Genomic DNA, 26092 nt, shown 5'->3' with positions numbered 1-26092 from the left:
CCGCGGGCTCAGCGCCCGGCGAGCGCGGTGATTTCCGGGGCGGCGGGCGCCTCATTGCCCCAGGCCGGGCACAGGGGTTTGAAATGGCACCATCCGCACAACGGCGAGGTGCGGGTGCGCCACACCCCGGTTTCGGCCGACCGGGAAATGTCCTCCCACAGGCCCAGGATCTGGTGTTCGGTGCGTTCGACGTCGGCCAGGACCGGTCGCATCGCCTTGATGGACCGCGATCCCAAGTACATCAGCTGCAAGGTGTGGACCAGCACACCGTCCGTACGGTAGCGCAACAGGGCGTAGAAGCGCATCTGGAATTCCGCCTCCCTGCTGTACTGCGGCTTGGGCTGCTTGCCGGTCTTATAGTCGACCAGCCGGATCTGCCCACCGGGGGCCACATCGATCCGGTCGATGAAGCCGCGCAGCTTCAGCCCGTTGTCCAGAGTCACGGAGACGAACTTCTCCCGTTCCGCCGGCTCCAGCCTGTCCGGCAGCTCCAGTGCGAAGTAACTGCGCAGCAGCTGTGCCGATTCGTCGAACAGCCGGTCGCGGGCGACCTCATCGGGGAAGAGTTCGGCAACGTCCTCCTTGTCCCGGGCAAGGTCGTCGAACCGGGGCACGATGAGACCGCGCGCTGCGTCGAGGGTGCGCTCCGGCGCCGGTAGATCGTAGAGGTGCTCGAGCACCGCGTGTACCAGGGTGCCCTTGAACGCGGCGGCCGACGGCGGTTCCGGCAGCCGATCGACGGTGCGGAAGCGGAACTTCAGAGGGCACTGCAGGAAATCGTTCGCACGCGAGGGGGAAAGAGCATTGAGTTCGGCCATGGCACCCATCTTAGGAGCGAGCACGGACACGGTAGGATTGGGGCGATGTCGTCTCAATCCAAGCGCAAGCCCTTCATCGGCTCCTCTACCGGCCTGACCCTGGGCAGGGTGTTGGGCGCCCCGGTGATCCTGTCCTGGTCGTGGTTCATCGCGGCCGCGGTCATCACCATCCTCTTCACCCCCTTCGTGCGCACCATGAGCGGTGGCGACCTGCGGATGAGCGCCTGGGTCATCGCATTCTGCTATGCGGTCCTGCTGTTCTTCTCCGTCTTCCTGCACGAACTTGCCCACGGTGTGGCCGGTCGGCTCTACGGGCAGCGCGTCGCCGCATTCGAACTGAACATCTGGGGCGGCTTCACGAAGTTCGAACCCAAGGTGGAGGAGGACCAGCGGAAATCCGCGACCACGAACTTCGTGGTCTCCATCGTCGGGCCCATCGTCAACATCGTGCTGGCCCTCGTCGGCTGGCTGCTGCTGCGGATCGTCCCGGACGGATCGGTCGCCTGGCTGCTGTTGGTCGCCCTGGTGTTCGCGAACCTGGCTCTGGGCGTGATGAACCTGTTCCCCGGCATCCCCTTAGACGGTGGTTGGGCCCTGCAGGCCCTGATCTGGCGGGCCACGAACAGCCAGTACAAGGGCACGATCGTCGCCAGCTGGATCGGCAGGGGGATCGCGGTGGCCCTCATTGTCGTCTCCGTCGTCGTGCCGATGGCCGCCGGTCAGCGGCCCGACTACGTCACGATCATCTCCACCACGGCGATCGCACTCATGCTGTGGTTCTCCGCGGGCGACGCCGCGACTCACGCGAAGCGGGCGCGCAAGATGGAGAACTACGACCTCGACCAGGTGATCCAGCCGGCGATCGCCGCCACCTGGGACTCCGAGGTGGCGCACGCCCTGGCCGTCGCGAACAGCATGGGCGCTGCAGGGGACCAGACGCTCATCATCGTGCTCAACGAACGCGGCCTGCCCTATGGGATCGTCGACCGCCATGCGGTCGCCGGGCTCAACGAGGAAGTCGCGCAAACCAGCCTCATCCACGAGTTCGCCCGCCCCCTGGGCGGCTGGGTCGGGGTGCCGCATGAAATCACGGCACCCCACCTTCTGGAGTCCCTGACCCATCGGCCCAAGGCGGAGTTCTGCCTGGTGATGGAGGGTTCGACGCTGACCGGACTGATCGATCTGCAGGAGTTCTTCGACGAACTGATGGCCGTGTGACCCGCGCCGGGTGATCGCATCGCGGACATTCCGCCCACCGATGGGGAGGGCGGGCCCTATTCGTAATAGGCTTGAAGCACAATGACTGCGATGACGACGACCGGTGCGAACGACCGGCGAGGCCCATTCCGCCCCGGCGACAAGGTACAGCTGACCGATCCCAAGGGCCGGATGCACACCCTGGTGCTGGCACCGGGACACATCTTCCACACCGCCAAGGGACAGTTGGCCCACGATCTGCTGATCGGGGCCGAGCAGGGCACCGTGGTGGAGAACTCGGCGGGGGTGTCCTATCAGGCACTGCGGCCCACGCTCGAGGACTTCATCCTCTCGATGCCCCGCGGCGCGGCCGTCATCTACCCCAAGGACGCCGCCCTCATCGTGACACTGGGCGATATCTTCCCCGGTGCCACCGTGGTCGAGGCGGGTCTGGGCTCCGGCGCCCTGACCCTGAGCCTGCTGCGGGCGGTGGGCGACACCGGCCGGGTGCACTCCTTCGAACGCCGCGAGGAATTCGCCGCCATCGCCGCGGGCAATATCCGCGATTTCTTCGGAGGCGACCATCCCGCATGGTCCTACACTCTGGGTGATCTGTCCGAGGAGCTACCGGGGCAGTTCGCCCCCGGCACGGTCGACCGCGTGGTCCTGGACATGCTGACCCCGTGGGAGTGCCTGCCGGAAGTCGCCACTGCCCTGGCACCCGGCGGCGTCTTCATCGGCTACGTCGCGACCGTCCCCCAGCTGTCCCGACTGCGCGAGGCGATTGCGGCCTCCGGACAGTTCACCGAATCCCGCGCCCTGGAGTCCATGGTCCGCGATTGGCACCTCGAGGGCCTGGCGGTGCGTCCGGAGCACCGGATGATCGGCCACTCCGGCTTCCTCCTGTTCGCCCGCCGCCTGGCTCCAGGCGGCAGCCCCCTGGAACGGGTGAAGCGGCCGCAGGCCGCGACCCCGAAGGAAGCCGATCGGGCCGCCTGGCAGGATCCGGAAGTCACGCCAGAGGCAGTGGGTGAACGCATCGCCACGCCCAAGAAACTGCGCAGGGTCGCGCGGGAAGTCGATCGGCGCGCGCAGTTCCTGGATACGGACACAGCTCAGAGTACATCCGAGGAGGAATGAGATGAGCACGGAAGAAGAGCTCGGCCGCCTGCGCAAGGATTCCGCATCCCTGCGCCAGCAGCTGTTCAATGCCGGCAAGCGCAATGAGGCCCTGACGAAGACCCTGCGCACGGCCAGGGAGGAACTCACCCGGATCAAGTCCGAGGCCGAGCGTCTGACGGAGCCGCCGAACTCGTTCGCCACAGTGGTGGGCGTGGTGACCGGCGAGGATGCGATCCCCACCGTCGACATCCTCTATGCGGGCCGGCAGATGCGTGTGGCCATTTCCCCCGAACTCGACTCCTCCCGGCTGGTCCCCGGTATCACCGTTCGTCTGTCGGAGGGCCTGGTGGCCCTGGACGTCGCCGATTACAACCGGGTCGGCACCGTCGTCACGGTGCGCGAGCTGGTGGGCGAGGACAGGATCCTGGTCGGGGCCCCGGGGGATGATGAGCAGATCTACACGCTGGCACAGCCCCTGTTGGACTCCGGCCTGCGCGCCGGTACCGCGGTGTTGGTGGACACCAGAACCCATTACGCCTATGAGCTGGTGGAGAAGCCGGAGGTCCAGTCGCTCCTGCTCGAACACGTCCCCGACATCTCGTATACGGACATCGGCGGGTTGCATGCGCAGATCGGCGAGATCCAGGACGCGGTGGAACTGCCCTTCGAGCACCCGGAGCTGTACCGCGAACACGGGCTCAAGCCGCCCAAGGGCATTCTGCTCTACGGCCCTCCCGGCTGTGGCAAGACCCTCATCGCGAAGGCCGTCGCGAACTCCCTGGCCGCCCGGCGGCAGGCCGACCCGGAAGCCGCAGGCCGCCGTCCGCGCTCCTACTTCCTCAACATCAAGGGCCCGGAGCTGCTGGACAAATACGTCGGCGAAACCGAACGCCAGCTACGGCTGATCTTCGCCCGCGCCAGGGAGAAGGCCACCGCCGGATCCCCGGTCGTGGTGTTCTTCGACGAGATGGAGTCGCTGTTCCGCACCCGCGGCACCGGCAAGTCCTCGGACGTGGAGACCACGATCGTCCCGCAGCTGCTGGCCGAGATCGATGGTGTCGAACGGCTCGACAACGTCATCGTGATCGGTGCGTCCAACCGGGAAGATCTGATCGATCCCGCGATCCTGCGCCCCGGTCGGCTGGATGTCAAGATCCGCATCGAGCGTCCGGACCGCCAGGCGGCCAAGGAGATCTTCGGGATCTACCTCAACGCCGAACTGCCACTGCACCCGTCGGTGCTCGAGGGCACCACGGACAGGCAGCAGGCGGTCGATCGGCTGATCGATCACTGCACCGAGCGGATGTACGAGCGCACGCCGGAGAACGAATTCGTCCGCGTGACATACGCGACCGGACGCTCGGAGACCATGTACTTCGCAGACTTCACCTCCGGGGCGATGATCGCCAATATCATCGACCGGGCCAAGAAGTATGCGATCAAGGACGCTCTGACCACAGGCGTCAAGGGCCTGTCCGCCGCTCACTTCGATGCGGCCATCGCCGAGGAGTTCTCCGAGCACGAGGACCTGCCCAATGAGACCAACCCCGATGAGTGGGCGCGGATCTCCGGTAAGAAGGGCGAACGGATCACGAACCTGACGATGCTGGCACGCGACCGCCGGGAGATCGCCGCGGCCTCGGCTGCTGCTGCGACGGTTCCCCCGGCGGTGACGGCCAGGCCGGACGACAGCCTGCTCTGATCGCCGGCTGGCCGTGACCGGTCAGCCGCGGCGGGCGATCAGCGTGGCGATCGCCCGCCACCCGACCAGGGTCACGAAATTCATGCTCGCGGCTACAACCATGAAGGATCCCGCGTTCGTCTCACCGATGAAGAAACGGATGAGCAGACCGCCCAGTACGGTCACCGCCCAGACGCCGGTGCCCACGGCCAGAGGCGCAGTGGGTTGGCGCCAGGCCGCGGTCAGCAGCCAGGCGGCGGCCAGCGCCGCGGCGAAGGGCCACGCGGTGTGCACGACTTCGAGGGGGACCAGGGAATGATGGTGGGTGTAGTGCCCGATCACCGTGAACAGGACGACGAGCACAAGGTCGGCGATGAGAGCCGGGGCGACATGGGAATTCTTCTTAGGCGACACCGTTACAGTTTAGACAGGGGAGGCAGACGATGATCTCAGCGAAACGCATCATGGGTGCGGAGACCGAATTCGGCATCTGGCAGCAGAACAACCCACACGCCAATCCGATGCGCGATTCAGCGCGCGTCGTCGACGCATACGCAGGGCCGCGGGGGCTCAAATCCAGCCAGAATTTCTGGGACTTCTTCTCGGAGACCCCCTTGGCCGACGCCAGGGGCTTCCTGATGAACATCCAGGATGCCGACCCCAGCCAGTTGACGAACATCCCTCAGGCCCAGCCCGAGGCCCAGTACCTGGCCAATGTGGTGCTGGAGAACGGGGCCCGGCTCTACGTCGACCACGCACACCCGGAGTACTCCTCACCGGAGGTCACGAACCCCCGTGATCTGCTGGTGTGGGACAGGGCCGGAGATCTGGTCGCGCTGGGTGCTGTGCGCAATCTGGCCAACACGACCGAGCCGGTCAACCTGTACAAGAACAACACCGACTCCAAGGGCGCCTCGTACGGTGCACACGAGAACTACCTGGTCGACCGCTCCGTGCCCTTCGACGCGATCGTCGCCGGTCTCACCCCGTTCTTCATCACCCGGCAGATCCTGTGCGGGGCCGGCCGGGTGGGCATTGGCACGGCGGGTCAGTACCCCGGCTATCAGATCTCCTCGCGGGCGGACTTCTTCGAAGCCGAGGTAGGGCTGGAGACGACCCTGCGCCGGCCGATCATCAACACCCGTGACGAGCCCCATGCCGATCCCGAGCTCTACCGCCGGCTGCACGTCATCATCGGCGATGCCACCCTGGCCGAACCCGCAACCCTGGTGCGCTTCGGGTCGACTGCCCTGGTGCTGGGCCTGATCGAATCCGGCCTGGCCCCGGCCTTCGACATCGCCGAGCCCGTAGCCGAACTCCAGAACGTCTCCCACGATCTGACCTTGAGCCACCGCATCGGCCTGTCCGATGGGACGACCACGAGCGCGCTGGAGATCCAGCGCGCCTATCTGTCGGCGGCACAGGCCGCGGTGGGCCCCGAGCCGGATACCGCGACCGCAGAGGTGTTGGATCTGTGGGAAGACTTCCTGGACAAACTGGCCAGGGACCCGATGGAGTTGGCCGACTCGATCGACTGGGTCGCCAAATGGCGCTTGCTGGAGCAGTATCGCAAGCGCGACAACCTGCCGTGGAACAGTCCCAAGCTGGCGCTGATCGACGTGCAGTACCACGATGTGCGCCCGGAGAAGGGCCTGTTCTACAAGCTCGAGGCCGCCGGCGCCATCCGCCGGCTGAGCGATCCCGCGGCGGTCGAACGAGCGGTCGTCGTGCCGCCGCCGGATACCAGGGCCTGGCTGCGCGGCACCGTCGTCGAGCGCTTCGCCGAGGATCTGCGCTCGGCCAGTTGGGACTCGCTCGTGTTCTCCCGCGGGCAGTCCCTGGTCAGGGTGCCCATGAAGTATCCGCTCAAGGGCACTCGGGAGCTGTTGGCGGAGCGTCTGGCGGATGCCCGGACCACCGAGGATCTGCTGACGGCACTGGGAATAACTAGACTGGATACGCCGGGCGCAGACGCGCCGGTCCGCGATACAAGCGAGGTATGAGATGACACAGGAACAGTTCCACAAGTCCGATTCCACTCCGGTCGATGCCCCGGACGATGCGCCCGTGGTCGCGGCCCAGGCGCAGATCAACACATCGAACGTCGACTCGATCCTCGACGACATCGACTCCGTGCTCGAAAGCAATGCCGAGGAGTTCGTGCGCAACTTCGTGCAGAAGGGCGGGCAGTGAGCGCACTGCCACCCGAACTCCTGACCGTCTGCACGGATTCCTTCACGGAACTCGGCCGGCGGCTCATCCCCGACGCTCTGCCGGGCCCAGTCCCGGAGGGTGAGGGCGCACCACAAGTGCCCACCGGAACCACGATCCTGGCCCTGACCACAGCCGATGGCGTGCTGATGGCCGGTGACAGGCGGGCCACGATGGGCAACGTCATCGCCTCGCACACCATCGAGAAAGTGCACCCGGCCGATGACGCCTCGGTGATCGGGATCGCCGGGACGGCGGGCCTGGCACTGGACCTGATCCACCTGTTCCAGGTCGAACTCGAACACTACGAGAAGATCTCCGGGACGCCCCTGTCCCTGCTGGGCAAGGCGAACCGTCTGGCGACGATGCTGCGGGGCCGCCTCGACCTGGCGCTGCGGGGCCTGGCCGTGGTGCCGTTGTTCGCCGGGGTCGACCCGTCCGACACGGCGAACCCCGGTCGGATCTACTCCTTCGACGTCACCGGTGGCAGCTATCCGGAGGGCCCGTTCCACTCGATCGGCTCCGGTGCCGCCTGGGCCAGGGGGACCCTGGACCGACTGTGGAGACCCGCCCTCGACCTCGACGCCGGGGTCGACCTCGCACTCGAGGCGCTGATCGATGCAGCAGGTCAGGATTCCGCCACGGGCGGTCCCGATCCTCTCGGCCGGATCGCGCCGACGGTCCTGCACGCCACCGTGACCGGTGTCCAACGGGTCCCGCCCGCGCGGGTACTCGAGCGGGCCCAGGCCATCATGGAGTCCCGCGGTAGAAGGAATGGCCGATGAGCATGCCGATGTACGTCTCACCCGAACAGCTGATGAAGGACCGCGCGGACTATGCCAGGGCCGGTGTCACCAGGGGTCGCAGCGTGTTGGTGCTCAGCTATGCCGACGGCATCCTGCTGTTGGCGCAGAATCCCTCGGCCGGGCTGCACAAGATCTCCGAGATCTACGACCGGATCGGCTTCGCCGCGGTCGGGCGCTACAACGAGTTCGAGACCCTGCGCCAGGCGGGCGTGCGCTTCGCCGATCTGCGCGGGTACAGCTATGCCAGGGCCGATGTCACGGCCCACGGCCTGGTCGCAGCCTACGCGCAGACGCTGGCGGGGGTGTTCACCACGGAGGCCAAACCCTATGAGGTGGAACTGGTCGTCGCCGAACTGGGGGACACCGCGGATACCGACGGGCTCTTCCGCATCTCCTTCGACGGATCCGTGTTCGAGGCCGGACACCATGTGGCACTCGGCGGACAGGCGGCCGCGCTGGATGCCCGGCTGGCCGATGTCGACACCAGGAGCATGGACTTGCAGGCGGCCAAGGCCACTGCGATCGAGGCCTTGACCGGCGGCGATACGACGAACCTGGAAGCGGCGGTCCTTGACCGCACCACCACCCGCCGGCGGACCTTCACCCGGCTCGACCTATCTGCAAAGGAGGCCTGAGATGCGGCGCATCTTCGGCATCGAAACGGAATACGGCATCGCCTTCACCGCCACCGACGGCAGGCGCCTGGGGCCCGAGGAGGTGGCCCGCTACCTGTTCCGCCCCATTGTGGCCTGGGGCAGGTCCTCGAACGTGTTCCTGCCCAACGGCTCCCGCTTCTACCTGGACGTGGGGTCGCACCCCGAGTACGCCTCGGCCGAATGCGATTCGGTCCACGACCTGGTGGTCCAGGACAAGGCGGGGGAGTCCCTGATGGCGGGCCTGCTGGATACCGCGGTCGAGGCCATGGCCGCCGATGGCGTGCACGGGCGCCCGCACCTGGTGAAGAACAACCAGGATTCGGCCGGCAATTCCTATGGCAGTCACGAGAACTATCTGATCCGCCGCTCGATGGACTTCACCCATCTGACGACCACCCTGCTGCCCTTCCTGGTGGTCAGACAGCTGCTCGTCGGTTCGGGCGCGGTACTGCCCAAGACCGCACTGCTGCAGGCTCCGCCGGCGGAGACGAACCGTGTCAACCCGCATGCCCCGGGACAGACGCCGACACTGGCCGCCGATGAACTGGTCTACGGACTGTCCAGCCGCGCCGATGTCATGTGGGAGGGCGTGTCCTCGGCGACGACGCGGTCGCGCCCCATCATCAACGCCCGCGATGAACCGCACGCGGATGCGGAGAAGTACCGCCGGCTCCACGTCATCGTCGGCGATTCGTCGATCGCAGAGCCCACCACGGAACTCAAGGTCGGGTCGGCGGCTCTCATCCTCGACCTGATCGAGACCGGTGCCACGCTGGGGGATCTGAGCCTGCGCAATCCGATCAGGGACATCCGCACGGTGGCCCGCGACCTGACCGGATCGACCCGGCTGGAATTGGCCTCCGGCACGGTCATGACCACGCGGGAACTACTGGGCGTCTACCTCGAACACGCCACCCGGCTGGTGGCATCGGGCAACCACTCGATCGGCGACGATGCCACGGCGGCCCGGGTGCTCGACCTGTGGACCAGGATGCTCACCGCAGTGGAGTCCGGTGACTTCTCACAGGTGGACACGGAGATCGACTGGGTGATCAAGAAGAAGCTGTTCGATCGGTACCTGGAGCGTTCGGACGCGGGCCTCGACGACGCCCGGATCGCCCGGCTGGACTTCGCCTATCATGACATCTCCGCGGCCACCGGGATGTACCACAAGCTCGTGGCGGCGGGGCTGATCGCCCGGCGCACCACCGATGCGGAGGTCACCGCCGCCACCACCACCCCGCCGCAGACCACCAGGGCCAAGCTGCGCGGTGCCTTTGTGGGAGCGGCCCATGCCGCCCGGCGCGACTTCACCGTCGACTGGGTCCACCTGCGGGTCAACGACCAGTCCCAGCGCGCCGTCATGCTCAAGGACCCCTTCAAGGCCACCGACGAACAGGCTGAGGGTCTGATCGCGGGTCTTTCGCTAGGATGATCCCGGTACGTCATCGGAAGGAAGATCTTTTGCGAGTCAAGCTCATCAGCACCCTGGCCGTCCTCGGCCTCGTCCTGTCCGGTTGCGGGGGAGGCGATAAGGAGGACAATGCAAGCGCCTCCCAGGCCCCGGCCGGCAGTGCACCGGCCCAGGCCCCTGCCAAGGCCAAATCGACCTCTTTGGACCAGGTGAAGGTCACGGGGGCCTTCGGAAAGGAACCGAAGGTCGACTTCGCAGCCCCTCTGGCAATCGGGAAGTCCGGGCACAAGACGCTGAGCAAGGGCAAGGGCGAGGCCGTCAAGGACGGTCAGCAGCTGACCGTGCAGATGACGACTTTCTCCGGCAACACCGGCAAGAAGGCGGAATCCACGCTGGACCAGGGCAAGCCCGCGGGCTTCCCGATGGACACCAAACAGATCAATGGTGACCTCTACAAGGCGCTGAGCGGGGTACCGGTGGGTTCGCGTGTGCTGTTCAACATGCAGAGCCAGATCGCCAGTGATTCCTCGAACGGATCGTCCCAGTCCCAGACCGTGCTCTACGTCATCGACGTGCTCAAGGCCGAAAAGCAGCCCGAGGTGCTCAAGCGCGCCACCGGCTCCAAGGTGGCGCCCAAGGCGGGCCTGCCGAAGGTCACCCTGGGCAAGGACGGCAAGCCGTCGATTTCCAAGCCCAGTGGAACGAAGCCGTCCAAGCTGATCGTCCAGCCCACCATCAAGGGCAAGGGCGCGAAGGTCGCCGCCGGCCAGAACGTGACCTTCCACTACTCAGGTTGGTTGTGGGACGACAATACGAAGACCTTCGATTCGAGCTGGGACAAGGGCCAGCCCGCTACCTTCCAGATCGGGGTGAAGCAGCTCATCGCAGGCTGGGACGAGGGCATCGTCGGCCAGCGGGTCGGTTCGCAGCTGCTTCTGGTTGTGCCACCGGACAAGGGCTATGGTCCCTCCGGCAGCAGCTCGATCCCGGGCAACTCCACCCTGGTCTTCGTCATCGACATCCTCGCAGCGGTCGGCTGAATCACCCGCTGTCACCCACAGAACCACAACAGAAAGGCCATCCGATGGCACGCACCAAACCCGAAGTCGACTTCCCCGGTGAGGTCCCCCCGGTCGACCTGGAGATTCACGATGACATCCCCGGTGACGGCGCCGAGGCCAAACCCGGCGATACCGTGGCCGTGCACTATGTGGGCGTGTCCTTCTCGACCGGGGAGGAGTTCGACTCCAGCTGGGGCCGCGGGGAACCCTTGCGCTTCCGCCTGGGCGTTGGCATGGTCATCCCCGGCTGGGACCAGGGCGTGGTCGGCATGCGGGTCGGCGGGCGCCGGACCCTGCGGATCCCCGCCCACCTGGCATACGGGCCGGCAGGCGTGCCGGGCACGATAGCCCCGAACGAATCGCTCATCTTCGTCTGCGACCTCGCAGGCGTGGCCTAACCGCCGTCATGTCCGGCTCACTCGGTTCTCCTCAGGTCAGGCGGCAGACCGAACGTCTGCTGAACCTGCTCATCGCGCTGCGCTCGGCCGCCGGCTGGATCGATGCGGCGAGTCTGCGGGAGAAGATCGAGGATTACCGCGAGCTGGACTATGAGGCCTTCGACCGGAAGTTCAGCCGGGACAAGGAGCTGTTGCGGGGCCTGGGCATCGAGATCTCCGTGAAATCCTGGGAGGACGTGGAGTCCGGCGCGCCGGCCTACGGCTATCGGATCGACGATGACGACTACGCGCTGCGCGACATCGTGCTCGACCGGGATGAGGCCCTGGCCCTGACGGTGGCCTCCGACGTCCTACGCGGCACCGAACTGGGTCCCGATGCGGCCCGGGCACTGGATAAGCTGCGCGGTCTGGGCCTGGATCTGGAACCCGGTCATGCGGAGTTCCCAGCGGGCTCCGGGCTGCGCGAGGCCGCCTTCGCGCCGCTGATGCGCGCGCTGGGGCGTAGGGAACCCGTCGGATTCGACTACCGCAAACCCGGCGGTGAACCCCAGCGGCGGCGCCTGGAACCCTATGCGCTGCTCAATCGGGGCGACTCGACCTATGTGGTCGGGCAGGACATCGACAGATCGGCGATCAGGACCTTCCGCCTCTCGCGGATCATCGGGACGATCTCGGCAGTGCAGGGGAGGGCCGCAGGCGACTACGCGATCCCCACCGAGTTCCGGGCCGCCGACTGGTTCGATCCGGGCGGCCCTGCCCAGGAGACGGCTCGCCTGGCGGTGGCCCCCGGTGCCGCCGATCCGCTGCGCCGCAGGGCAAGCGCGCACTGGACCGGACCCGAGGGGTGGGACCACATCGAGGTCCCCGTCGATTCCGGTGGCGACTTCATCGACTACCTGCTGGGCTTCGGACCGGCGGTGCGGGTCCTGGCCCCTGAGACGCTGCGCCGGGACTATCTGGCCGCGCTGGAACTGACGGCGCAGACACTGACCCGCCTGGCAGGGGGCGACCATGGCCAGGGGTAGCGCCGCAGCGGGACGGCTGACCCGCCTGTTGGGACTGGTGCCCTATCTGGTGCGCAATCAAGGGGTCGGAGTGGCCACAGCGGCCGAGGCCTTCGGCATCACCCAGGCCCAGCTGATCGACGATCTGCAGCTCCTGTTCGTCTCCGGCAGGCCCGGCCACATGCCCGATGACCTGATCGAGGCCAGCTGGGAGGGCGACCGAATCTACGTGTCCAATGCCGAAGAGGTATCCGTGCCCGTGCGGTTGAGTCCCGACGAGGCGCGCAGCCTGCTGGTGGCAGTCGACTACCTGCGTGCCCTGCCTGCGACCACCGACGGGCAGGACGCCATCCTGGCCCGGTTGCGACAGAAGATCGAAGCGGTGGGCCGGGCCAGGGTCGCGCATATCGAGCACGATCTGCCCGCCATCCCAGCTCAATTGCGCTCCACGCTGCTCGCCGCCATCGACGCGGGTTCCGGGCTGCGCATCGACTACTACGTCTCCAGCCGCGATGAGCTCACCGTCCGACTCATCACGCCGGAGCGACTGCGTCTGGACGGCCGCTGGTACATCGACGCGTGGTGCCATGATTCCCATGCGCCGCGCACTTTCGCGGTGGACAATGTGCGATCGGCCACCGAAGCGCCCGCACCCGGCGTGCCGGAGGAGGCCTCGGCTGAACGGGTAGCGCGCCCGGCCGAGGAGGCGTTCACGGTCCACCTGACCCTGGCCCCGCGTGCGGCCTGGCTGGCCGATGAGCTCGGTGCCTACGAGACCGAATACGATGTGGCGGGTCCGGGCAGCGTGAGGGTCGGATTGAGAGTATTCTCACGTGCGTGGCTCGACCGCTTCCTGCTGTGCCACGGCCGCCACCTGCTGGCGGTTGAACCCGCGGAGCTGGCCCGGGGTGCGGCGGCCTGTGCCCGTGCCACAGGGGAGGGCGCACGGGGAGAAACCCACCCCAAAAGCGCGTAGACTTGTCGGGACTACTTTGAAGGAGAAACCATGGGTGGATTTTCCCCGATGCACATTCTGATCGTAGTGCTGGTGATCGTGCTGATCTTCGGCGCTGCGAAGCTGCCCTCCGTTGCGAAGAACCTGGGCAAGTCAATGAAGATCTTCCGCGACGAGGTCAAGGATCTGGGTAAGGACGGTCAGAAGAAGGCCGACACGGACGATCAGGCATTGACGGGCCAGGGGACGGATGGCGCCGGGGCCCAGACCGCGGCGAACGAGCAGACCGACAATAAGCCGCAGTCGTCCAAGTAAAAGGTGGTCACACGGAGTAAACGACGTTCGAACCCCGAACGTCGGATGCCCTTGATGGGGCATCTCAAAGAGATGCGCAACCGCGCGATCATCATCGGCGTATTCCTGCTGATCGGCGTGGTCGTCGGGTGGTTCCTGTATCAGCCGGTGATCGGTCTTCTGCAATCGCCCCTACACGAACTGGCGGAGCAGGACGGAAAAGAGGCCCAGGTCAATTTCGCCTCCGTGGCCTCGCCCTTCGACATCAGACTCAAGGTAGCGGCGTTCATCGGAGTGATAGCGTCTTCGCCGATCTGGCTCTACCAGATCTTCGCGTTCATCATGCCCGGCCTCAAGCGGAAGGAGAAGCTCTACACTCTGGGCTTCGTCCTCACCGCACTGCCGATGTTCCTGCTGGGCGGCACCATGGCCTTCTTCGCTTTGCCCAATGCGGTCAAGGCGCTGGGTTCGTTCATTCCAGAAGGCGGCTCGTACATCATTCCGGCGGGCGACTACCTGTCCTTCGTGATGCTGGTGATTCTCGCCTTCGGAGTGGCCTTCATCTTGCCCGTGCTCATGGTCGGGCTCAATATGCTGACGATTCTCAGCGCGCATACCATCCGCAAGTCCTGGCGCTGGCTGGTCGTCCTGGTCTTCGTCTTCGCGGCGATCGCCACACCCAGCCCCGATGCGGTCTCCATGTTCTACCTCGTGGTGCCGATGCTCGTCATGTTCTTCCTCGCCTGGTTGATCTGCGCCCTGCACGACAAGCGGCGCAGAAGGCGGATGATCGCCGAGGGCACCTGGGTGGAGCCGGTGACCGTCGATGAGGACTGACGCTTAGACTGGCAGGTATGCAAGAAAACAGCTCTCCCGCCCAGGCCTATGCCGCGTTCCGTGCCCGCCAGGCGGAGGGATCGACGGTTCTCCACCGTTTCCGCGACGATTTGCCCTACCCCCTGGACGACTTCCAGATCCGCGCCTGCCGGGCGCTGGAGGAGGGACGGTCCGTCCTCGTCGCAGCTCCGACGGGTGCAGGGAAGACGACCGTGGCGCAGTTCGGAGTCGAACTGGCGGTGGCCCGCGATGTCAGGGTCTTCTACACCACCCCCATTAAGGCGCTGAGCAATCAGAAGTACCAGGAGTTGGTCGATGCCCACGGGGCGGACCGGGTGGGTCTGCTGACCGGCGATGCGAGCATCAACCGGGATGCACAGATCGTTGTGATGACCACCGAGGTCCTGCGCAATATGATCTATTCCGGCACCGGACTGGACGACCTGGGCTACGTTGTGCTCGACGAGGTCCACTATCTGGGCGATAGATTCCGTGGCCCGGTGTGGGAGGAGGTCATCATCCACCTGCCGGCGCACGTGCTGCTGGTCAGCCTGTCGGCCACCGTGTCCAATGCCGAGGAGTTCGGCGCCTGGCTGGCCGAGGTCCGCGGCCATACCGACGTCATCGTCTCCGAACACCGCCCGGTGCCCCTGTACAACCACGTGGCCGTCGGCACGGACATCCTGCCGCTGTTCACACCGACCGGCCACGACGTCAACCGGGACCTGCAGGCCGCGGTGCGCCGCTACCGCGGGTCGGGCTCCCGCCGCGATAAGCGCCGCCATTCGGCCCCGCGCTTCACCCGCCCGGCCCGCTCGGCGACGATCCGCTCGCTGGCCCGCTCCGGGCTGCTGCCGGCGATCTACTTCATCTTCTCCCGCAACGCCTGCGATGATGCGGTGGAACACTGCCTGGCCTCCGGCCTGGACCTCACCGATGAGGCCAGCAAACGGGTGATCAGGGAAGAACTCGATGATTTGCACGATGAACTGCCGGATGCCGACCTGAGCATCCTGGGATTCCACAACTTCGCCGCGGGACTGCTCGGCGGATTCGGGGCGCACCATGCGGGGTTGATCCCACAATTCAAGGAACTGGTCGAACGACTCTACGCGGCCGGCCACATCAAGGTCGTGTTCGCCACCGAGACCCTGGCGTTGGGCATCAACATGCCCGCCCGCTCCGTCGTGCTCGAAAAGCTCTCGAAGTTCAACGGCGAGACGCATGTGCAGATCACCCCGGGGGAGTACACCCAGCTCACCGGTCGGGCCGGTCGCCGCGGGATCGACGTGGAGGGCCACGCGGTGACCATCTGGCACCCCTCGATCGACCCCTCCGATATCGCGGCGCTGGCCTCCAAGCGGACCTATGCGCTCAAGAGCCAGTTCACCCCGACCTACAATATGGCGGCCAATCTCCTGGCGCGCCTCACCACCGACGATGCCCGCAAGGTACTGGAGACCTCGTTCGCCCAGTATCAGGCCGACACCTCGGTCGTCGGTCTGGCGAAGAAGGCGCGCCGTGCCGACGCCGCCCTGGAGAAGTATCATGCGGCCATGCAGTGCGACCACGGGGACTTCGCCGAGTACTTCGGGCTGCGCCGCACCATCGCGGCGATGGAGAAGTCCGCGGGCAAGTCCAGGGCCAGGCTCAAACAACGGGAGCTGCTCGAGGCCATGTCGAAGCTGCGCTTCGGCGACGTCGTACTGCTGCCCAGCCGCCGTAGTTTCGGCGCCTGTACCGTCATCGCACCGCTGCGCACCGAAGAGGGGGGCGATACCCGCCTGCCCAGCGTGCTGACGTCGACCGGCAAGGTCTGGCATCTGCGCCCGCACGAGGTCACCGAACCACCGGTGCATCTGGGCCACATCAAACCGGGCAAGAAATTCAACCATCGCGTCGTCGCCGAGCGCCGCCGGGTCGTCGAAACCGTCGCGGCCGGCATCGAGTCCGGGGCGATCAACGACCCGGCCGATGTCGGCCATGCCGTCAAGGTCCGTGCGGACACTGTCGGCAGGGAACAGATCGAGGCGGTGCGCGCACAGCTGCGGGCCCATCCCTGCCATGCCTGCCCCGACCGGGAAACGCATGCCCGCTGGGCCGAACGCGCCGTCAAGCTCGAACGCGAGCAGCAGTCGGTGATGGCGCAGATCACCGGACGCACCGAGTCGATCGCGCATGTTTTCGACCGTGTCTGCAATGTGCTCACGACCCTGAAGTTCCTCCCCGATGATTCGCACATTCTGCGCCGGATCTACGGTGAGCGCGATCTGCTCACGGCACTGAGCGTCCGCGCGGGCCTGTGGGACGAACTCGACGAACCGGAATGTGCTGCGCTGGCCTCGATGCTGGTCTATCAGGCGCGCCGGGAGACGATCGGGGCGCCGCGCCTGCCGTCTGCCAAACTGTCGCGGTGCTTCGACGAGTTGCGCTCGACCTGGCGCATGCTCTCGCAGATGGAGACGGACGCCCGCCTGCCGGTGACCCCGGAGCCGGAAGCCGGGATAGCCCGCGCCATGTACAACTGGGCCAATGGGAAGGACCTGGCGCATTCGATCGGACGCTCGGAGGTCGCCGCAGGGGACTTCGTCCGCTGGGCCAGGCAAACCCTGGATCTGCTGGGCCAGGTCGAACAGGTGGCAATCGGCCGCACCGCGGCGGTGATCCGGCGGGCCGCCGAATCACTGCGCCGCGGTGTGGTGCTCGATTGAGTCCTACTTGACCTTCGAACGGATCCGGTTGACGACTGTTTCGATATCGGATCCGAAGGCCGAATCAGCCGCAATATAGGTCCAGGTCGACGACGGACGCTTGAGCCCGTGCGCGGCCAGGTCGATTCCCTCCGCGGTGATCGTCGCATCGTCGAGCACCTGAGACGAAGTTTCGAGCACGTCCGGCCAGAAACCGGCGAAGGCCGCGATCGACTCCTTGTTGAAGGCCTCGTGTGGACGCTCATGGGCCAGGGTGCGAAGGTGGATGCCCTCGCGCAGATCGTTCAGATACGCCAGGTGCTCCACCCAGCGTTCGTCGAGTTCGAACAACAGGACGTCGCGCAGAGCAGCCTCGACGACTTCCTCACCATGGTCCCGGCGGGCCCCGTCGATCTTCCCCCTGGTTTCCGGTTTCAGGCTTTCGAGCAGTTCGCCCTGTCCCGCGCCGGACTTCCGGATGCCCTCGCGGCGCGCCAATACGAGCTGGCGCTGCTTGGCCATGAGTTCGTTGAACTTCCAAGTGTCGCGGTGGTTCGCGGTGTTCTCGCCCTCGGCCATCCGCTGTGCGTGTTCGACCAGCTGCGCGGCCCTGCGGTTGGCGATGAACCCGGTCTCATCGCCCTCCTCCTTGAACCTGGCGGCCTCCGGGACGCGGGTGAGCAGCTCGTCCTCCAGACTGGTGAAGAACACGGATTCGCCCGGATCGCCCTGGCGTCCGGCGCGACCGCGCAGCTGATCGTCCAGGCGGGAGGACGTATAGCGGCCGGCGCCGATCACCAGGAGACCCTGAGAGCGCACGGCGTCGTCCTCGTCGAGCAGGATATCGGTACCGCGGCCGGCCATCTGGGTGGAGACGGTCACCGCCCCCCGCCGACCCGCCGCCGCGATTACCTGCGCCTCGTGCGAATCGTCTTTGGCGTTGAGCACCGCGGCGTCTATGCCGCGATCCCGCAGACGCCCGGCCAGGGATTCGCTTTCTGCGACCGAGCGGGTGCCGACCAGAACGGGCCGTCCACCCGCGTGCTGTTCGACGACCTCTTCGACGATCGCGCGCTCCTTGGACTCCTGATAGGTGTAGAGCCGGTCGGCCAGATCCTGCCGGATCATCGGCTCGTGTGGTTCCACGACCAGGATCTCGAGTTCGTAGAATTCCCTGAGATCGTCGCCGACGGCCACCGCGGTGCCGGTCATCCCGCAAACGGTCCGATAGCCGTGGATCAGTTCCTCGACCGTCATCTGGTCCATGATCTCGCCGCTGGCCGAGGTCTCCAGGTGTTCCTTCGCCTCGACGGCCGCCTGCAGCCCGTCGGGCCAGCGCTGCAGTGCGGCGACGCGCCCGCGTGAGTCGGAGATCAGTTTGATCCGCCCGTCGACCACCAGGTAGTCGACGTCGCGGGTGACCAGGGCCTTGGCGTAGAGGGCCAGGTTGATCGCCGCGAGCGTAGCGGTATCGGCGCCGAACAGATCGACGTCCATCAGGGATTCGACCCGATCGGCACCGGCATCGGTCAGCGAGACCGCCTTGCGGTCGGGGCTGATCTCATAGTCCTGTCCCTCGTCCAGACCCTCGACCAGAGCCGCGATCTGCTCATCGGCTGCCTCAACGGTGGTCGAACCGGCCAGCACCAGGGGGACACGGGCCTCGTCGATGAGCACCGAGTCCGCCTCATCGACGATGACCACGTCGCGTTCTCCCACTCGCAGCGCGGAGTCCTCGAGGACGAATCTGTCGCGCAGCACATCGAAGCCGATCTCCTGAACGGAGCCGTAGACGACCTCGTTATCGTAGGACGTCCGGCGTTCGGCATCCGGCAGGGCCTCGGTGATGGCGGCAGATGCGACGCCCAGGAGCTCGAACAGTGGGCGCATCCAGGACTCATCGCGTTCGGCCAGGTAGTCATTGACGCTGACCACGTGGACCCGGCGGCCCTGGAGCGCGTAGCCGGCGGCGGCCATCGCGCCCACCAGGGTCTTCCCCTCACCGGTCAGCATCTGCACGATCTGGCCCTCGAGCAGGCCGATCAGACCGGTGATCTGGGTGGTGAAGGGGCGTTCGCCCAGGGTGCGCTCGGCTGCGACGGTGACGAGCGCGGCGTAGTGGACCAACTGTTCGCGCCGTGAGTCACGTTCGAAGGCGGCGGATGCCGCGGCGGGGAATTCGGCGTCAGTGGTCGAGTCGTACTCCCGACTCAGCGCTTCGATGTGCGCGCGTTCTTTCTCCAACCAGGCGAACTTCTTGTCCGCCTGGGCGCCGGGGCGGCCCAGCAGACGGGAAAACAGACCCATGTCACGTCCTTCTTCTAAATCGACCGGAATCAGTCTATAAGGGGGATCGGCCGGTGGTCTTCAGCACACGATCAGTCTTCGAAGGGCCAGCGGCCGTCGATGTGGGCATCGCGGCCCTTGGAGCGCAGGAACGATTCGAAGTCCTTCGCCTGTGCGGCCTTCCACTCGATCTGGGCGGCGTGCAGGGCCTCGGCGGACATGCGGAAGTCCGGGTACTCGGCTGCGATCGCGAAGGCGATGCCGGCACTGGCCCGCGCGTCGGCTCCCGCATCATGGGCATCGGTCAGATCGACTCCCCAGCGCTGGGCCGTCGCGGTCAGGGTCCTCTTGCCCCTGCGGTAGCGTTCGGCCTGCTTGTCGATGACCAGGGTGTCGATGACCCAGGGGCACACGGCGTGGGCATCCGGGTGCAATCCGTACCGGCTCGCCTCGCGCTGGAGGACGGTCAGGTCGTAGACGAGGTTGTGGCCGACGACCGCGCCGCCTGCGGCGCGCACCTGCTCCAGTGCCGCCAGGATCTGCGTCAGGGCCGCGGGGGCCGGTTGGCCGTTGGCGCGGGCGGTCTCGGTCGAGATCCCGTGGATCGCCTGGGCGTCTGCCGGGATCTCGACTCCCGGATCGACCAGCCAGGTGGTCTGGGCTCCGGCCTCGCCCCCGGTGCAGTCGATGAGGGCTGCGGTGACCACCCGGGCGGTATCGGGGTCGACTCCCGTGGTCTCCAGGTCGAAGGCGAACACGGGGCCGACGGTCCAGGGCAGGGGCTGCGGGTCGGAGGGCCGAGCCGGAGTGGACGGCCGAGCCGGTACGAAGCCACCCGTCGTCGTGGGAATATCGGCGCGCAGCGCGGTCAGGAGCCGCTGCGCGCTGCGGCCCAGGCCCAGCTCATCGGCCATTTCGGTCAGTTCGGCCACGTCGGGGGAGTGGGTGCCGGGGGCTCTGAGGGCCTCTGCCACGTCGAGGTCCTGACGGATCGTCATCACCTCGATGTTCTTCCAGATCCGGTCCGCGGCCTCCAGCAGAGCTGCCGCCCGCCGGGCACTGAGCCCGTGGGAGCGCTGGCCCGCGGCTGCGGCTGCGAGTACCTCGCGCAGATCGCCGTAGCCCGAGAGCAGTTTCGCAGCGGTCTTCTCGCCGATCCCCGGTACCCCTGCGATCCCGTCCGAGGGGTCACCGCGCAGTGCTGCGAGTTCCCGGTAGGCGGTTCCGGAGTCGACTCCGTAGAGCGCAGGCAGATCGGCCGCCGTGATCGTCTCCCACACCCCCTTCGGCTTGGGCCGGTAGAGCACTGTGTCATGGCCGGGCTCGAGCAGGCTGAGCAGATCGCGATCGGTCGAGACGATCGTCACGGGCTCCGCCGCCTGGCCGACCATAGAGCCGATGACGTCATCGGCCTCGGTGCCCGGGACTTCTGCCGAGGTGATGCCCGCGGCATTCAACAGGGCCTGCAACATGGGGATCTGCGGGGCGAGTTCCGGTGGAATCTCGGAGCCGGTCTCACCGGCGCGCTCCGCCTTGTACTCAGGCAGAATCGCTGTGCGCCAGGCCGGGCGCCAGTCGGCGTCGAAGACGGCGGCCAGCCGCCGGGTGCCCAGATCCTGGGCCAGCGTGGCCAGAGCGTCGAGGGTGCCCCTGATCGCATTGACCGGGGTTCCGTCGGGCGCCGTCATAGTCGTGGGCAGCGCATGGAAAGCCCGGTAGTACAGGGTGGGCAGGTCGATGGTGATGAGCGGCTCGTTCACTCCTCCAGCCTAGCGGCATCTCCTCCCATGGCCGGTCTCCGGTCCGCAGCGAGCAGGTGGGATACTTGGGAGATGAGTCAAACAGTCCTGTACAACGCCGATGTCTATTCGAGCGTGGATCCCTTCGCCAATGCGATCGCCTTCGCCGGCCCCGAAGTCCTGTGGGTCGGCGGTGATGAAGCCGCCACCGTCATGGATGGGCGGTTAATCGACTGCCAGGAGGATTTCATCACCCCCGGTTTGACCACTGCGGCCCTCGATCTGGGCCATACCGCGGTGACCGGGACTCGGCTGTTGGCCGCCGGAATCGTCAGTGCACATGTGCTGGGCACGTCCGAACAACTCACAGCCTTCGCCTCTTCGGCCGGTGTGCTGCGGGTGACGGCCTATGAGTTCACATCCGACGGTTCGGTCGCTCCGGGACACCGCCCGGCGCTGCGGGCGCGCGTCGCCCTGGAACTATCGCCGCAGACGGCGCCGGAGGCGTTCGTGGTCATCGACACGCTGGACGAACTGCGCGCGATGGAGGCTCGGCTGAGCGACTCCACGATCCTGGTGGCCGCCCAGCGCGCGGCATGGCGCCTGTTCGTCACAGCGCCGATCACCGAGGCCGATATCGCTGCCCTGGGCTCCTGGGGGTTGGGCATCACGATCGCTCCCAGCACCCATGACTATCCCATCGCACAGCTGTTGGCCGCGGGCGCCCAGCTGAGTTTCTCCCTCGATCCCGAGTCGCCCTGGGCCACCCTGCGCGCTGCCGTCTTCGGACCGGACGGGACCTCGGGCCGGGCGGCGTTCAACGCCGTCACCCGGTTCGCCCACCGGGCGATCGATGATGTCTCCGGTGGGGTGCTGGCCCCTGGCGCCAGCGCCGACCTGGTCCGCTGGCGGATCGGGAATCTGGTCGTCCAAGCAGCGGACGAACGGGTTGCGGCGTGGAGCACCGATCCGCGCTCCGGCACCGCCGGACTGCCCGATCTCAGCCCGGATCAGCCACTGCCGCTACCGGTGACCGTCTACGTCGATGGCTCGCCCATCGACTGAGGGTACGCTCAACAGACAGAATCTACGGATAGGGTGGACCCCGTGAGCCAGCAGACCCTGATTGCGATCCCAACGTACAACGAACGCGAATCCCTGCCCGTGACGATCGAGGCGATCCATCGCTACAGCCCCGAGGTCGACGTCCTCGTCGTCGATGATGGTTCCCCCGATGGGACGGGGGACTGGGCCGATGAGCGGGCCCGGTCCGATGAGCGGATCCACGTGCTCCACCGCACCGCGAAGAACGGGCTGGGCGCCGCCTACCTGGCCGCATTCGATTGGGCCCTGGAACGCGACTACAGCATCATCTGTGAAATGGATGCCGACGGTTCGCATCGGGGCCGCGATCTGCCGTTGCTGCTGCGGGCGATCGATGCGGGCGCAGATCTGGCGATCGGCGCCAGGTGGGTCCCCGGCGGGGCGACAGTGAACTGGCCGTGGAATCGCAATCTGCTCTCCCGCGGCGCGAACGTCTACGTCAACGTGGCGATCGGGTTGGGCGTCCACGATGCCACTGCCGGCTTCCGCGCCTACCGGCGTGAGCTGCTCGAGGCCATGGATCTGGGAGCCGTGGAATCCCAGGGGTACTGTTTCCAGATCGACATGACGGTGCGGGCGAAGAACGCCGGGGCAGTGATCACCGAGGTGCCCATCGTCTTCGTCGAACGGGAACTGGGCGTATCCAAGATGAGTGGCAACATCATCGAGGAGGCCGTGGGCCGGGTCGCCGTCTGGGGTGTGCGGGCCCGTGCGCGGCAGGTTGCTCGCCTGGTGGGCAGGCGGCGCTGACCAGCCGATGCATGACACGGGGGCCGTCCGATCACATCGATCGGACGGCCCCCGTGTCATTCGTTCCGTCCACGGCCCGAGGGCGGGATCGGAACCGGTGGATCACAGCTCCGGTTTGCGCAGACCGCGCCGGATCTCCAGTCGTTCGTCCAACAGCTCCTGGAGCTCTTCGAACGAGCGGCGCTCCAGCAGCATGTCCCAATGCGAACGGACGTGCTTGGCCTCCTCTGCATCATCATCGGTGGCTCCCACCCGGGTGCCGATCCCGTGGGTTTTGGAGTCCCAGGTGTTCGGAACATCCGCTTCGACTGAGAACGGAACGGAGAAGGTGAAGCCGTCCTCGCAGACGTATTCGACATCCTGCCTGGGTGCGGGTTCGACGCCGACTTCGGATTCCAGGCTGCGGGAGCCCAGCTGGGTACCGCGGAGACTACGTTCGCTCATTCTTGCCGTCCTTCACGACTCGGGTACGTCATTCACAAACTTCAACATTATAGCCGGTCGGATCATTCCCCCGTCTGCACTCGAGCAGGGTAACGGGTCCTAGGATGGGTGCATGAGCCCGATACCACCCGAGCCGCTCGAACCGGATGCGGTCTACGACCCACCCGTGGTGGCCGGGTCCGCGCGCTCGGCCCGCTCCGACGACCGCAGGGCGCGGTCGAAGGAGCGGGCCGAGCGCACGGTGGAGGGGCTCGACGAGATCGCCGAAGCCGCCGCCGACCTGGCTGCGGAGGCACGCCGGCTGCATCGGCCCGAGGACACCCGTCTGCAATATGCGGCCCGGCTGACGGGGCGGGGGATTCGCGCGGCGGGGAAGCTGTTCAAACGCTGAGAGCACTCGTGATGTATGTCCCGATATCGGCCCGAGGCTGGCCAAATAACGTTTTGTTATCTAACCTGGTTGTTGGTAACGAACCGGTCACGCTCGTGGAGGAGTCCTCGTGGGTAAGCATTCCACACCCGAACAGTCGAAGGCTGGCATCAAGCAGATGCTCGGCGCCTTTGCCACCCGCTCGAACGCGGGCCGGCACTCGGCACCCAAGCAGAAGACCGCGGCGGGGGTGTTGGGCGCCACCAGCGCCAAACCGGTGATGGCCGCGATTGCGATCCCGACGGCCGCGATCGGTGCGGTCACGGTGGCCGGGGTCTCCAGCCAGCAGGGTGAGGGACAGGTCCAGGTTGCGCAGAACGTCGTCCCCGCGGATGTTTCTCCGCTGGCACAGGAGAAGGCCCAGGCTGCACCCAAGGCCGCCAAGGCGGACCCTGCTGCGGTCTCACTCCACACTCCGGCTCCCAAACCGGCGAAATCATCGTCGTCCTCTTCGTCATCCGATGATGCGAGCACCAAGGGTAAGAATGGTAAGGCCTCGGGCCAGGGCGGTAGCTGCACCGCATCGACCTACGGCGAGGGCGACGGCACGGCCGGCGGTCCAACGGCATCGGGGGAGACCTTCAACCCCAGCGCAATGACCGCCGCACACAAGAGCCTGCCGCTGGGCAGCGTCGTCAAGGTCACCGCCTCCAACGGCAAGTCCGTGACGGTGCGGATCAACGATCGCGGCCCGTATATCGCCGGCCGCTGCCTCGACCTCTCGACCGCCGCGATGAACAAGATCGGCGGCGACGGCGTCATCAAGGTCAGCTACAAGGTCCTCTGAGGCACATGCGTCCACTGCGGGCCCCGAACCGATATCGGTTCGGGGCCCGCAGTGCGTGCGGAGCAACCAGGAGTTTCTGCGAGCTTGCCCACTGATTCCCCCTGCGGCTAGAAAAATAACGAAATGTTATCTATGGTGGTCTTTTGTAACGGAATGATCACACGATGAGGGGAAGCACCGTGGGAAAGCACTCTGGAGCGACGTCAGGCTCCGGTTTCAAACAGTTCATGGGCGCTCTGCGGCCGGGCAAGACCAAGTCCGGACGCCATGCCACGGCCGCCGGCGTGCTCCGCGCAACCAACCGCAAGCCGGTGATGGCCGCCATCGCGATCCCGACCGCTGCGATCGCGGCGGTCACCGTGGCGGGTGTCTCCAGCCAGCAGGGTGACGGCACCGTACACGTCGATCAGGACGTGGTGGCCTCCGATATCGCTCCACTGCAGCAGACGGGGAACACCCAGAGCAAGCAGACCAGGGTTCCGCAGATGACCGGGGGAGTCCGCCTGGAGACGCCGGCGCCCGAACCCACTCACACACAGGCGCCGGCGAAGCAGGGGAAGGATTCCCCCTCGAAGTCGAAGAAGTCGTCCTCGCAGGACAAGTCGTCCAAGCAGAAGACACCGAAGAAGAAGTCATCCGGGGATTCGAAGCACCCCACCAGCACCAAGGCCTCCGGCAAGGGTGGTAGCTGCAAGGCCTCGTTCTACTCAGAGGGACAGCAGACCGCCACCGGGGAGCGCTTCAATCCCAATGCCCTGACCGCCGCGCACAAGACCCTGCCCTTCAATTCGCGCGTGAAGGTGACGAACAAGAAGAACGGCAAGTCCGTGACCGTGCGCATCAACGACCGCGGACCCTATGTCGCCGGCCGCTGCCTGGACCTGTCAAAGGCCGCTATGAAGAAGGTCGGCGGGATATCGGCCGGCCACATCAACGTCACCTGGAAGGTGCTCTGACTCAGTGAAGAGACGCTTTATCCTGTCCACGACCGCCGCTGTGGCCACTGTCGCCGTTGGCCTGAGTGGCTGCGTTGCAGCCCCCGGTACCCAGCAGGCGGCGCCGCAGTATTCGCAGACGACTGCGGATTCGGATCTGAGCCGACAGGCCGCCGGCCTGGTGCACATCGACCAGACCTCCAAGAAGAAGAAAAAGAAGAAGGCCAAGAAGTCCGGCAGTTGCAAGGCCAGTTACTATTCGTACGGTTCGCGCACCGCCAGCGGTGAGCGCTTCAAGCCGAACAAGCTGACCGCAGCGCACAAGTCCTTCAAGTTCGGCACCAAGGTGAAGGTGACGAACAAGAAGAACGGCAAGTCCGTGACCGTGCGCATCAACGACCGCGGACCGTTCGTCAAGAGCCGTTGTCTGGATTTGTCCAAGGGTGCGATGAAGAAGCTCAAGGGCACCAAGG

At 66.3% G+C, this 26092-nt stretch carries 26 protein-coding genes; 21 read left to right on the top strand and 5 right to left on the bottom strand.

All coding sequences use genetic code 11. The features are described from left to right. Positions 1 to 8: 8 nt before the first annotated feature. Complete coding sequence (locus NQ038_RS09365; protein ID WP_257062467.1) at positions 9 to 818, bottom strand: PD-(D/E)XK nuclease family protein; 810 nt, start codon at positions 816 to 818, stop codon at positions 9 to 11. A 45-nt stretch (positions 819 to 863) separates the two neighbouring features. Between NQ038_RS09365 and NQ038_RS09360 the strand changes: the two genes are divergently transcribed. The 3 genes from NQ038_RS09360 (at position 864) to arc (ending at position 4839) form a co-directional block, all read left to right on the top strand. Next, complete coding sequence (locus NQ038_RS09360) at positions 864 to 2036, top strand: site-2 protease family protein (RefSeq protein WP_257062466.1); 1173 nt, start codon at positions 864 to 866, stop codon at positions 2034 to 2036. Between the two features lie 81 nt (positions 2037 to 2117). Further along, positions 2118 to 3155, top strand: coding sequence for a tRNA (adenine-N1)-methyltransferase (locus tag NQ038_RS09355; RefSeq protein WP_257046355.1), 1038 nt, complete (start codon positions 2118 to 2120; stop codon positions 3153 to 3155). 1 nt (position 3156) lies between these two features. Next, positions 3157 to 4839 (top strand): proteasome ATPase, encoded by a 1683-nt coding sequence (arc, locus tag NQ038_RS09350; RefSeq protein WP_257062465.1) that lies wholly within the window; start codon positions 3157 to 3159, stop codon positions 4837 to 4839. A gap of 21 nt (positions 4840 to 4860) precedes the next feature. Here arc and NQ038_RS09345 read toward each other — a convergent pair whose 3' ends face one another. Beyond that, on the bottom strand, positions 4861 to 5232 hold the full coding sequence (locus NQ038_RS09345) for a DUF3054 domain-containing protein (protein ID WP_257046357.1): 372 nt from the start codon (positions 5230 to 5232) through the stop codon (positions 4861 to 4863). A gap of 29 nt (positions 5233 to 5261) precedes the next feature. Between NQ038_RS09345 and dop the strand changes: the two genes are divergently transcribed. The 12 genes from dop to NQ038_RS09285 are packed head-to-tail and all read left to right on the top strand — an operon-like array spanning position 5262 to position 17165. After that, positions 5262 to 6821: a depupylase/deamidase Dop gene (gene dop, locus NQ038_RS09340; protein ID WP_257062464.1), complete on the top strand. Its 1560-nt coding sequence runs from the start codon at positions 5262 to 5264 to the stop codon at positions 6819 to 6821. Position 6822: 1 nt separating this feature from the next. Continuing rightward, positions 6823 to 7011, top strand: a complete 189-nt coding sequence (locus tag NQ038_RS09335; RefSeq protein ID WP_257046359.1) for a ubiquitin-like protein Pup — start codon at positions 6823 to 6825, stop codon at positions 7009 to 7011. Then, positions 7008 to 7814: a proteasome subunit beta gene (gene prcB / locus NQ038_RS09330; RefSeq protein WP_257062463.1), complete on the top strand. Its 807-nt coding sequence runs from the start codon at positions 7008 to 7010 to the stop codon at positions 7812 to 7814. Before NQ038_RS09335 ends, prcB begins: the two co-directional genes overlap by 4 nt. Beyond that, positions 7811 to 8470 (top strand): proteasome subunit alpha, encoded by a 660-nt coding sequence (prcA, locus tag NQ038_RS09325; RefSeq protein ID WP_257062462.1) that lies wholly within the window; start codon positions 7811 to 7813, stop codon positions 8468 to 8470. The genes prcB and prcA overlap by 4 nt, the downstream gene beginning before the upstream one ends. 1 nt (position 8471) lies before the next feature. After that, on the top strand, positions 8472 to 9926 hold the full coding sequence (pafA, locus tag NQ038_RS09320; RefSeq protein ID WP_257062461.1) for a Pup--protein ligase: 1455 nt from the start codon (positions 8472 to 8474) through the stop codon (positions 9924 to 9926). 29 nt (positions 9927 to 9955) lie between these two features. Beyond that, a complete protein-coding gene (locus NQ038_RS09315) occupies positions 9956 to 10945 on the top strand; it encodes an FKBP-type peptidyl-prolyl cis-trans isomerase (RefSeq protein WP_257062460.1) in 990 nt (329 codons plus the stop codon). A gap of 44 nt (positions 10946 to 10989) precedes the next feature. After that, positions 10990 to 11364, top strand: coding sequence for an FKBP-type peptidyl-prolyl cis-trans isomerase (locus NQ038_RS09310; RefSeq protein ID WP_257062458.1), 375 nt, complete (start codon positions 10990 to 10992; stop codon positions 11362 to 11364). 8 nt (positions 11365 to 11372) lie between these two features. After that, positions 11373 to 12389 (top strand): YafY family protein, encoded by a 1017-nt coding sequence (locus NQ038_RS09305; RefSeq protein ID WP_257062456.1) that lies wholly within the window; start codon positions 11373 to 11375, stop codon positions 12387 to 12389. Next, on the top strand, positions 12376 to 13344 hold the full coding sequence (locus tag NQ038_RS09300; RefSeq protein WP_257046367.1) for a WYL domain-containing protein: 969 nt from the start codon (positions 12376 to 12378) through the stop codon (positions 13342 to 13344). The genes NQ038_RS09305 and NQ038_RS09300 overlap by 14 nt, the downstream gene beginning before the upstream one ends. A gap of 30 nt (positions 13345 to 13374) precedes the next feature. Beyond that, positions 13375 to 13638, top strand: a complete 264-nt coding sequence (gene tatA, locus NQ038_RS09295) for a Sec-independent protein translocase subunit TatA (protein WP_257046368.1) — start codon at positions 13375 to 13377, stop codon at positions 13636 to 13638. Positions 13639 to 13692: 54 nt separating this feature from the next. Beyond that, positions 13693 to 14454 (top strand): twin-arginine translocase subunit TatC, encoded by a 762-nt coding sequence (tatC, locus tag NQ038_RS09290; protein ID WP_257046369.1) that lies wholly within the window; start codon positions 13693 to 13695, stop codon positions 14452 to 14454. Between the two features lie 17 nt (positions 14455 to 14471). Then, positions 14472 to 17165: an RNA helicase gene (locus tag NQ038_RS09285; protein WP_257062455.1), complete on the top strand. Its 2694-nt coding sequence runs from the start codon at positions 14472 to 14474 to the stop codon at positions 17163 to 17165. A 3-nt stretch (positions 17166 to 17168) separates the two neighbouring features. Here the strand turns inward: NQ038_RS09285 and secA2 are convergent, their stop codons facing one another. Both secA2 and NQ038_RS15650 read right to left on the bottom strand, forming a co-directional pair. After that, positions 17169 to 19451, bottom strand: a complete 2283-nt coding sequence (secA2, locus tag NQ038_RS09280; RefSeq protein ID WP_257062454.1) for an accessory Sec system translocase SecA2 — start codon at positions 19449 to 19451, stop codon at positions 17169 to 17171. A 71-nt stretch (positions 19452 to 19522) separates the two neighbouring features. Next, positions 19523 to 21190: a 5'-3' exonuclease H3TH domain-containing protein gene (locus tag NQ038_RS15650; RefSeq protein WP_257062453.1), complete on the bottom strand. Its 1668-nt coding sequence runs from the start codon at positions 21188 to 21190 to the stop codon at positions 19523 to 19525. Positions 21191 to 21262: 72 nt separating this feature from the next. Here NQ038_RS15650 and NQ038_RS09270 point away from each other — a divergent pair, with 72 nt between their 5' ends. Next, positions 21263 to 22234 carry a metal-dependent hydrolase gene (locus tag NQ038_RS09270; protein WP_257062451.1) on the top strand — a complete coding sequence of 324 codons (972 nt, stop codon included), beginning with the start codon at positions 21263 to 21265 and terminating at the stop codon, positions 22232 to 22234. Positions 22235 to 22276: 42 nt separating this feature from the next. Beyond that, positions 22277 to 23023, top strand: coding sequence for a polyprenol monophosphomannose synthase (locus tag NQ038_RS09265; RefSeq protein WP_257062450.1), 747 nt, complete (start codon positions 22277 to 22279; stop codon positions 23021 to 23023). A gap of 102 nt (positions 23024 to 23125) precedes the next feature. Here NQ038_RS09265 and NQ038_RS09260 read toward each other — a convergent pair whose 3' ends face one another. Then, positions 23126 to 23467 carry an RNA polymerase-binding protein RbpA gene (locus tag NQ038_RS09260; protein WP_257046375.1) on the bottom strand — a complete coding sequence of 114 codons (342 nt, stop codon included), beginning with the start codon at positions 23465 to 23467 and terminating at the stop codon, positions 23126 to 23128. A gap of 112 nt (positions 23468 to 23579) precedes the next feature. Between NQ038_RS09260 and NQ038_RS09255 the strand changes: the two genes are divergently transcribed. From NQ038_RS09255 to NQ038_RS09240, 4 genes are all read left to right on the top strand, one after another. Then, complete coding sequence (locus NQ038_RS09255) at positions 23580 to 23858, top strand: hypothetical protein (RefSeq protein WP_257062449.1); 279 nt, start codon at positions 23580 to 23582, stop codon at positions 23856 to 23858. A 109-nt stretch (positions 23859 to 23967) separates the two neighbouring features. Then, positions 23968 to 24684 (top strand): septal ring lytic transglycosylase RlpA family protein, encoded by a 717-nt coding sequence (locus NQ038_RS09250; RefSeq protein WP_373456804.1) that lies wholly within the window; start codon positions 23968 to 23970, stop codon positions 24682 to 24684. Between the two features lie 179 nt (positions 24685 to 24863). Further along, on the top strand, positions 24864 to 25640 hold the full coding sequence (locus NQ038_RS15435) for a septal ring lytic transglycosylase RlpA family protein (protein WP_373456803.1): 777 nt from the start codon (positions 24864 to 24866) through the stop codon (positions 25638 to 25640). A 4-nt stretch (positions 25641 to 25644) separates the two neighbouring features. Continuing rightward, positions 25645 to 26092, top strand: a 448-nt coding sequence (locus NQ038_RS09240; RefSeq protein WP_257062448.1) for a septal ring lytic transglycosylase RlpA family protein, incomplete at its 3' end; no start/stop codon positions are given.

The sequence above is a fragment of the Brevibacterium sp. 50QC2O2 genome, from assembly GCF_024580675.1.
Classification (GTDB): Bacteria; Actinomycetota; Actinomycetes; order Actinomycetales; family Brevibacteriaceae; genus Brevibacterium; species Brevibacterium moorei.
This window is presented reverse-complemented; position numbering and strand designations above follow the sequence as displayed.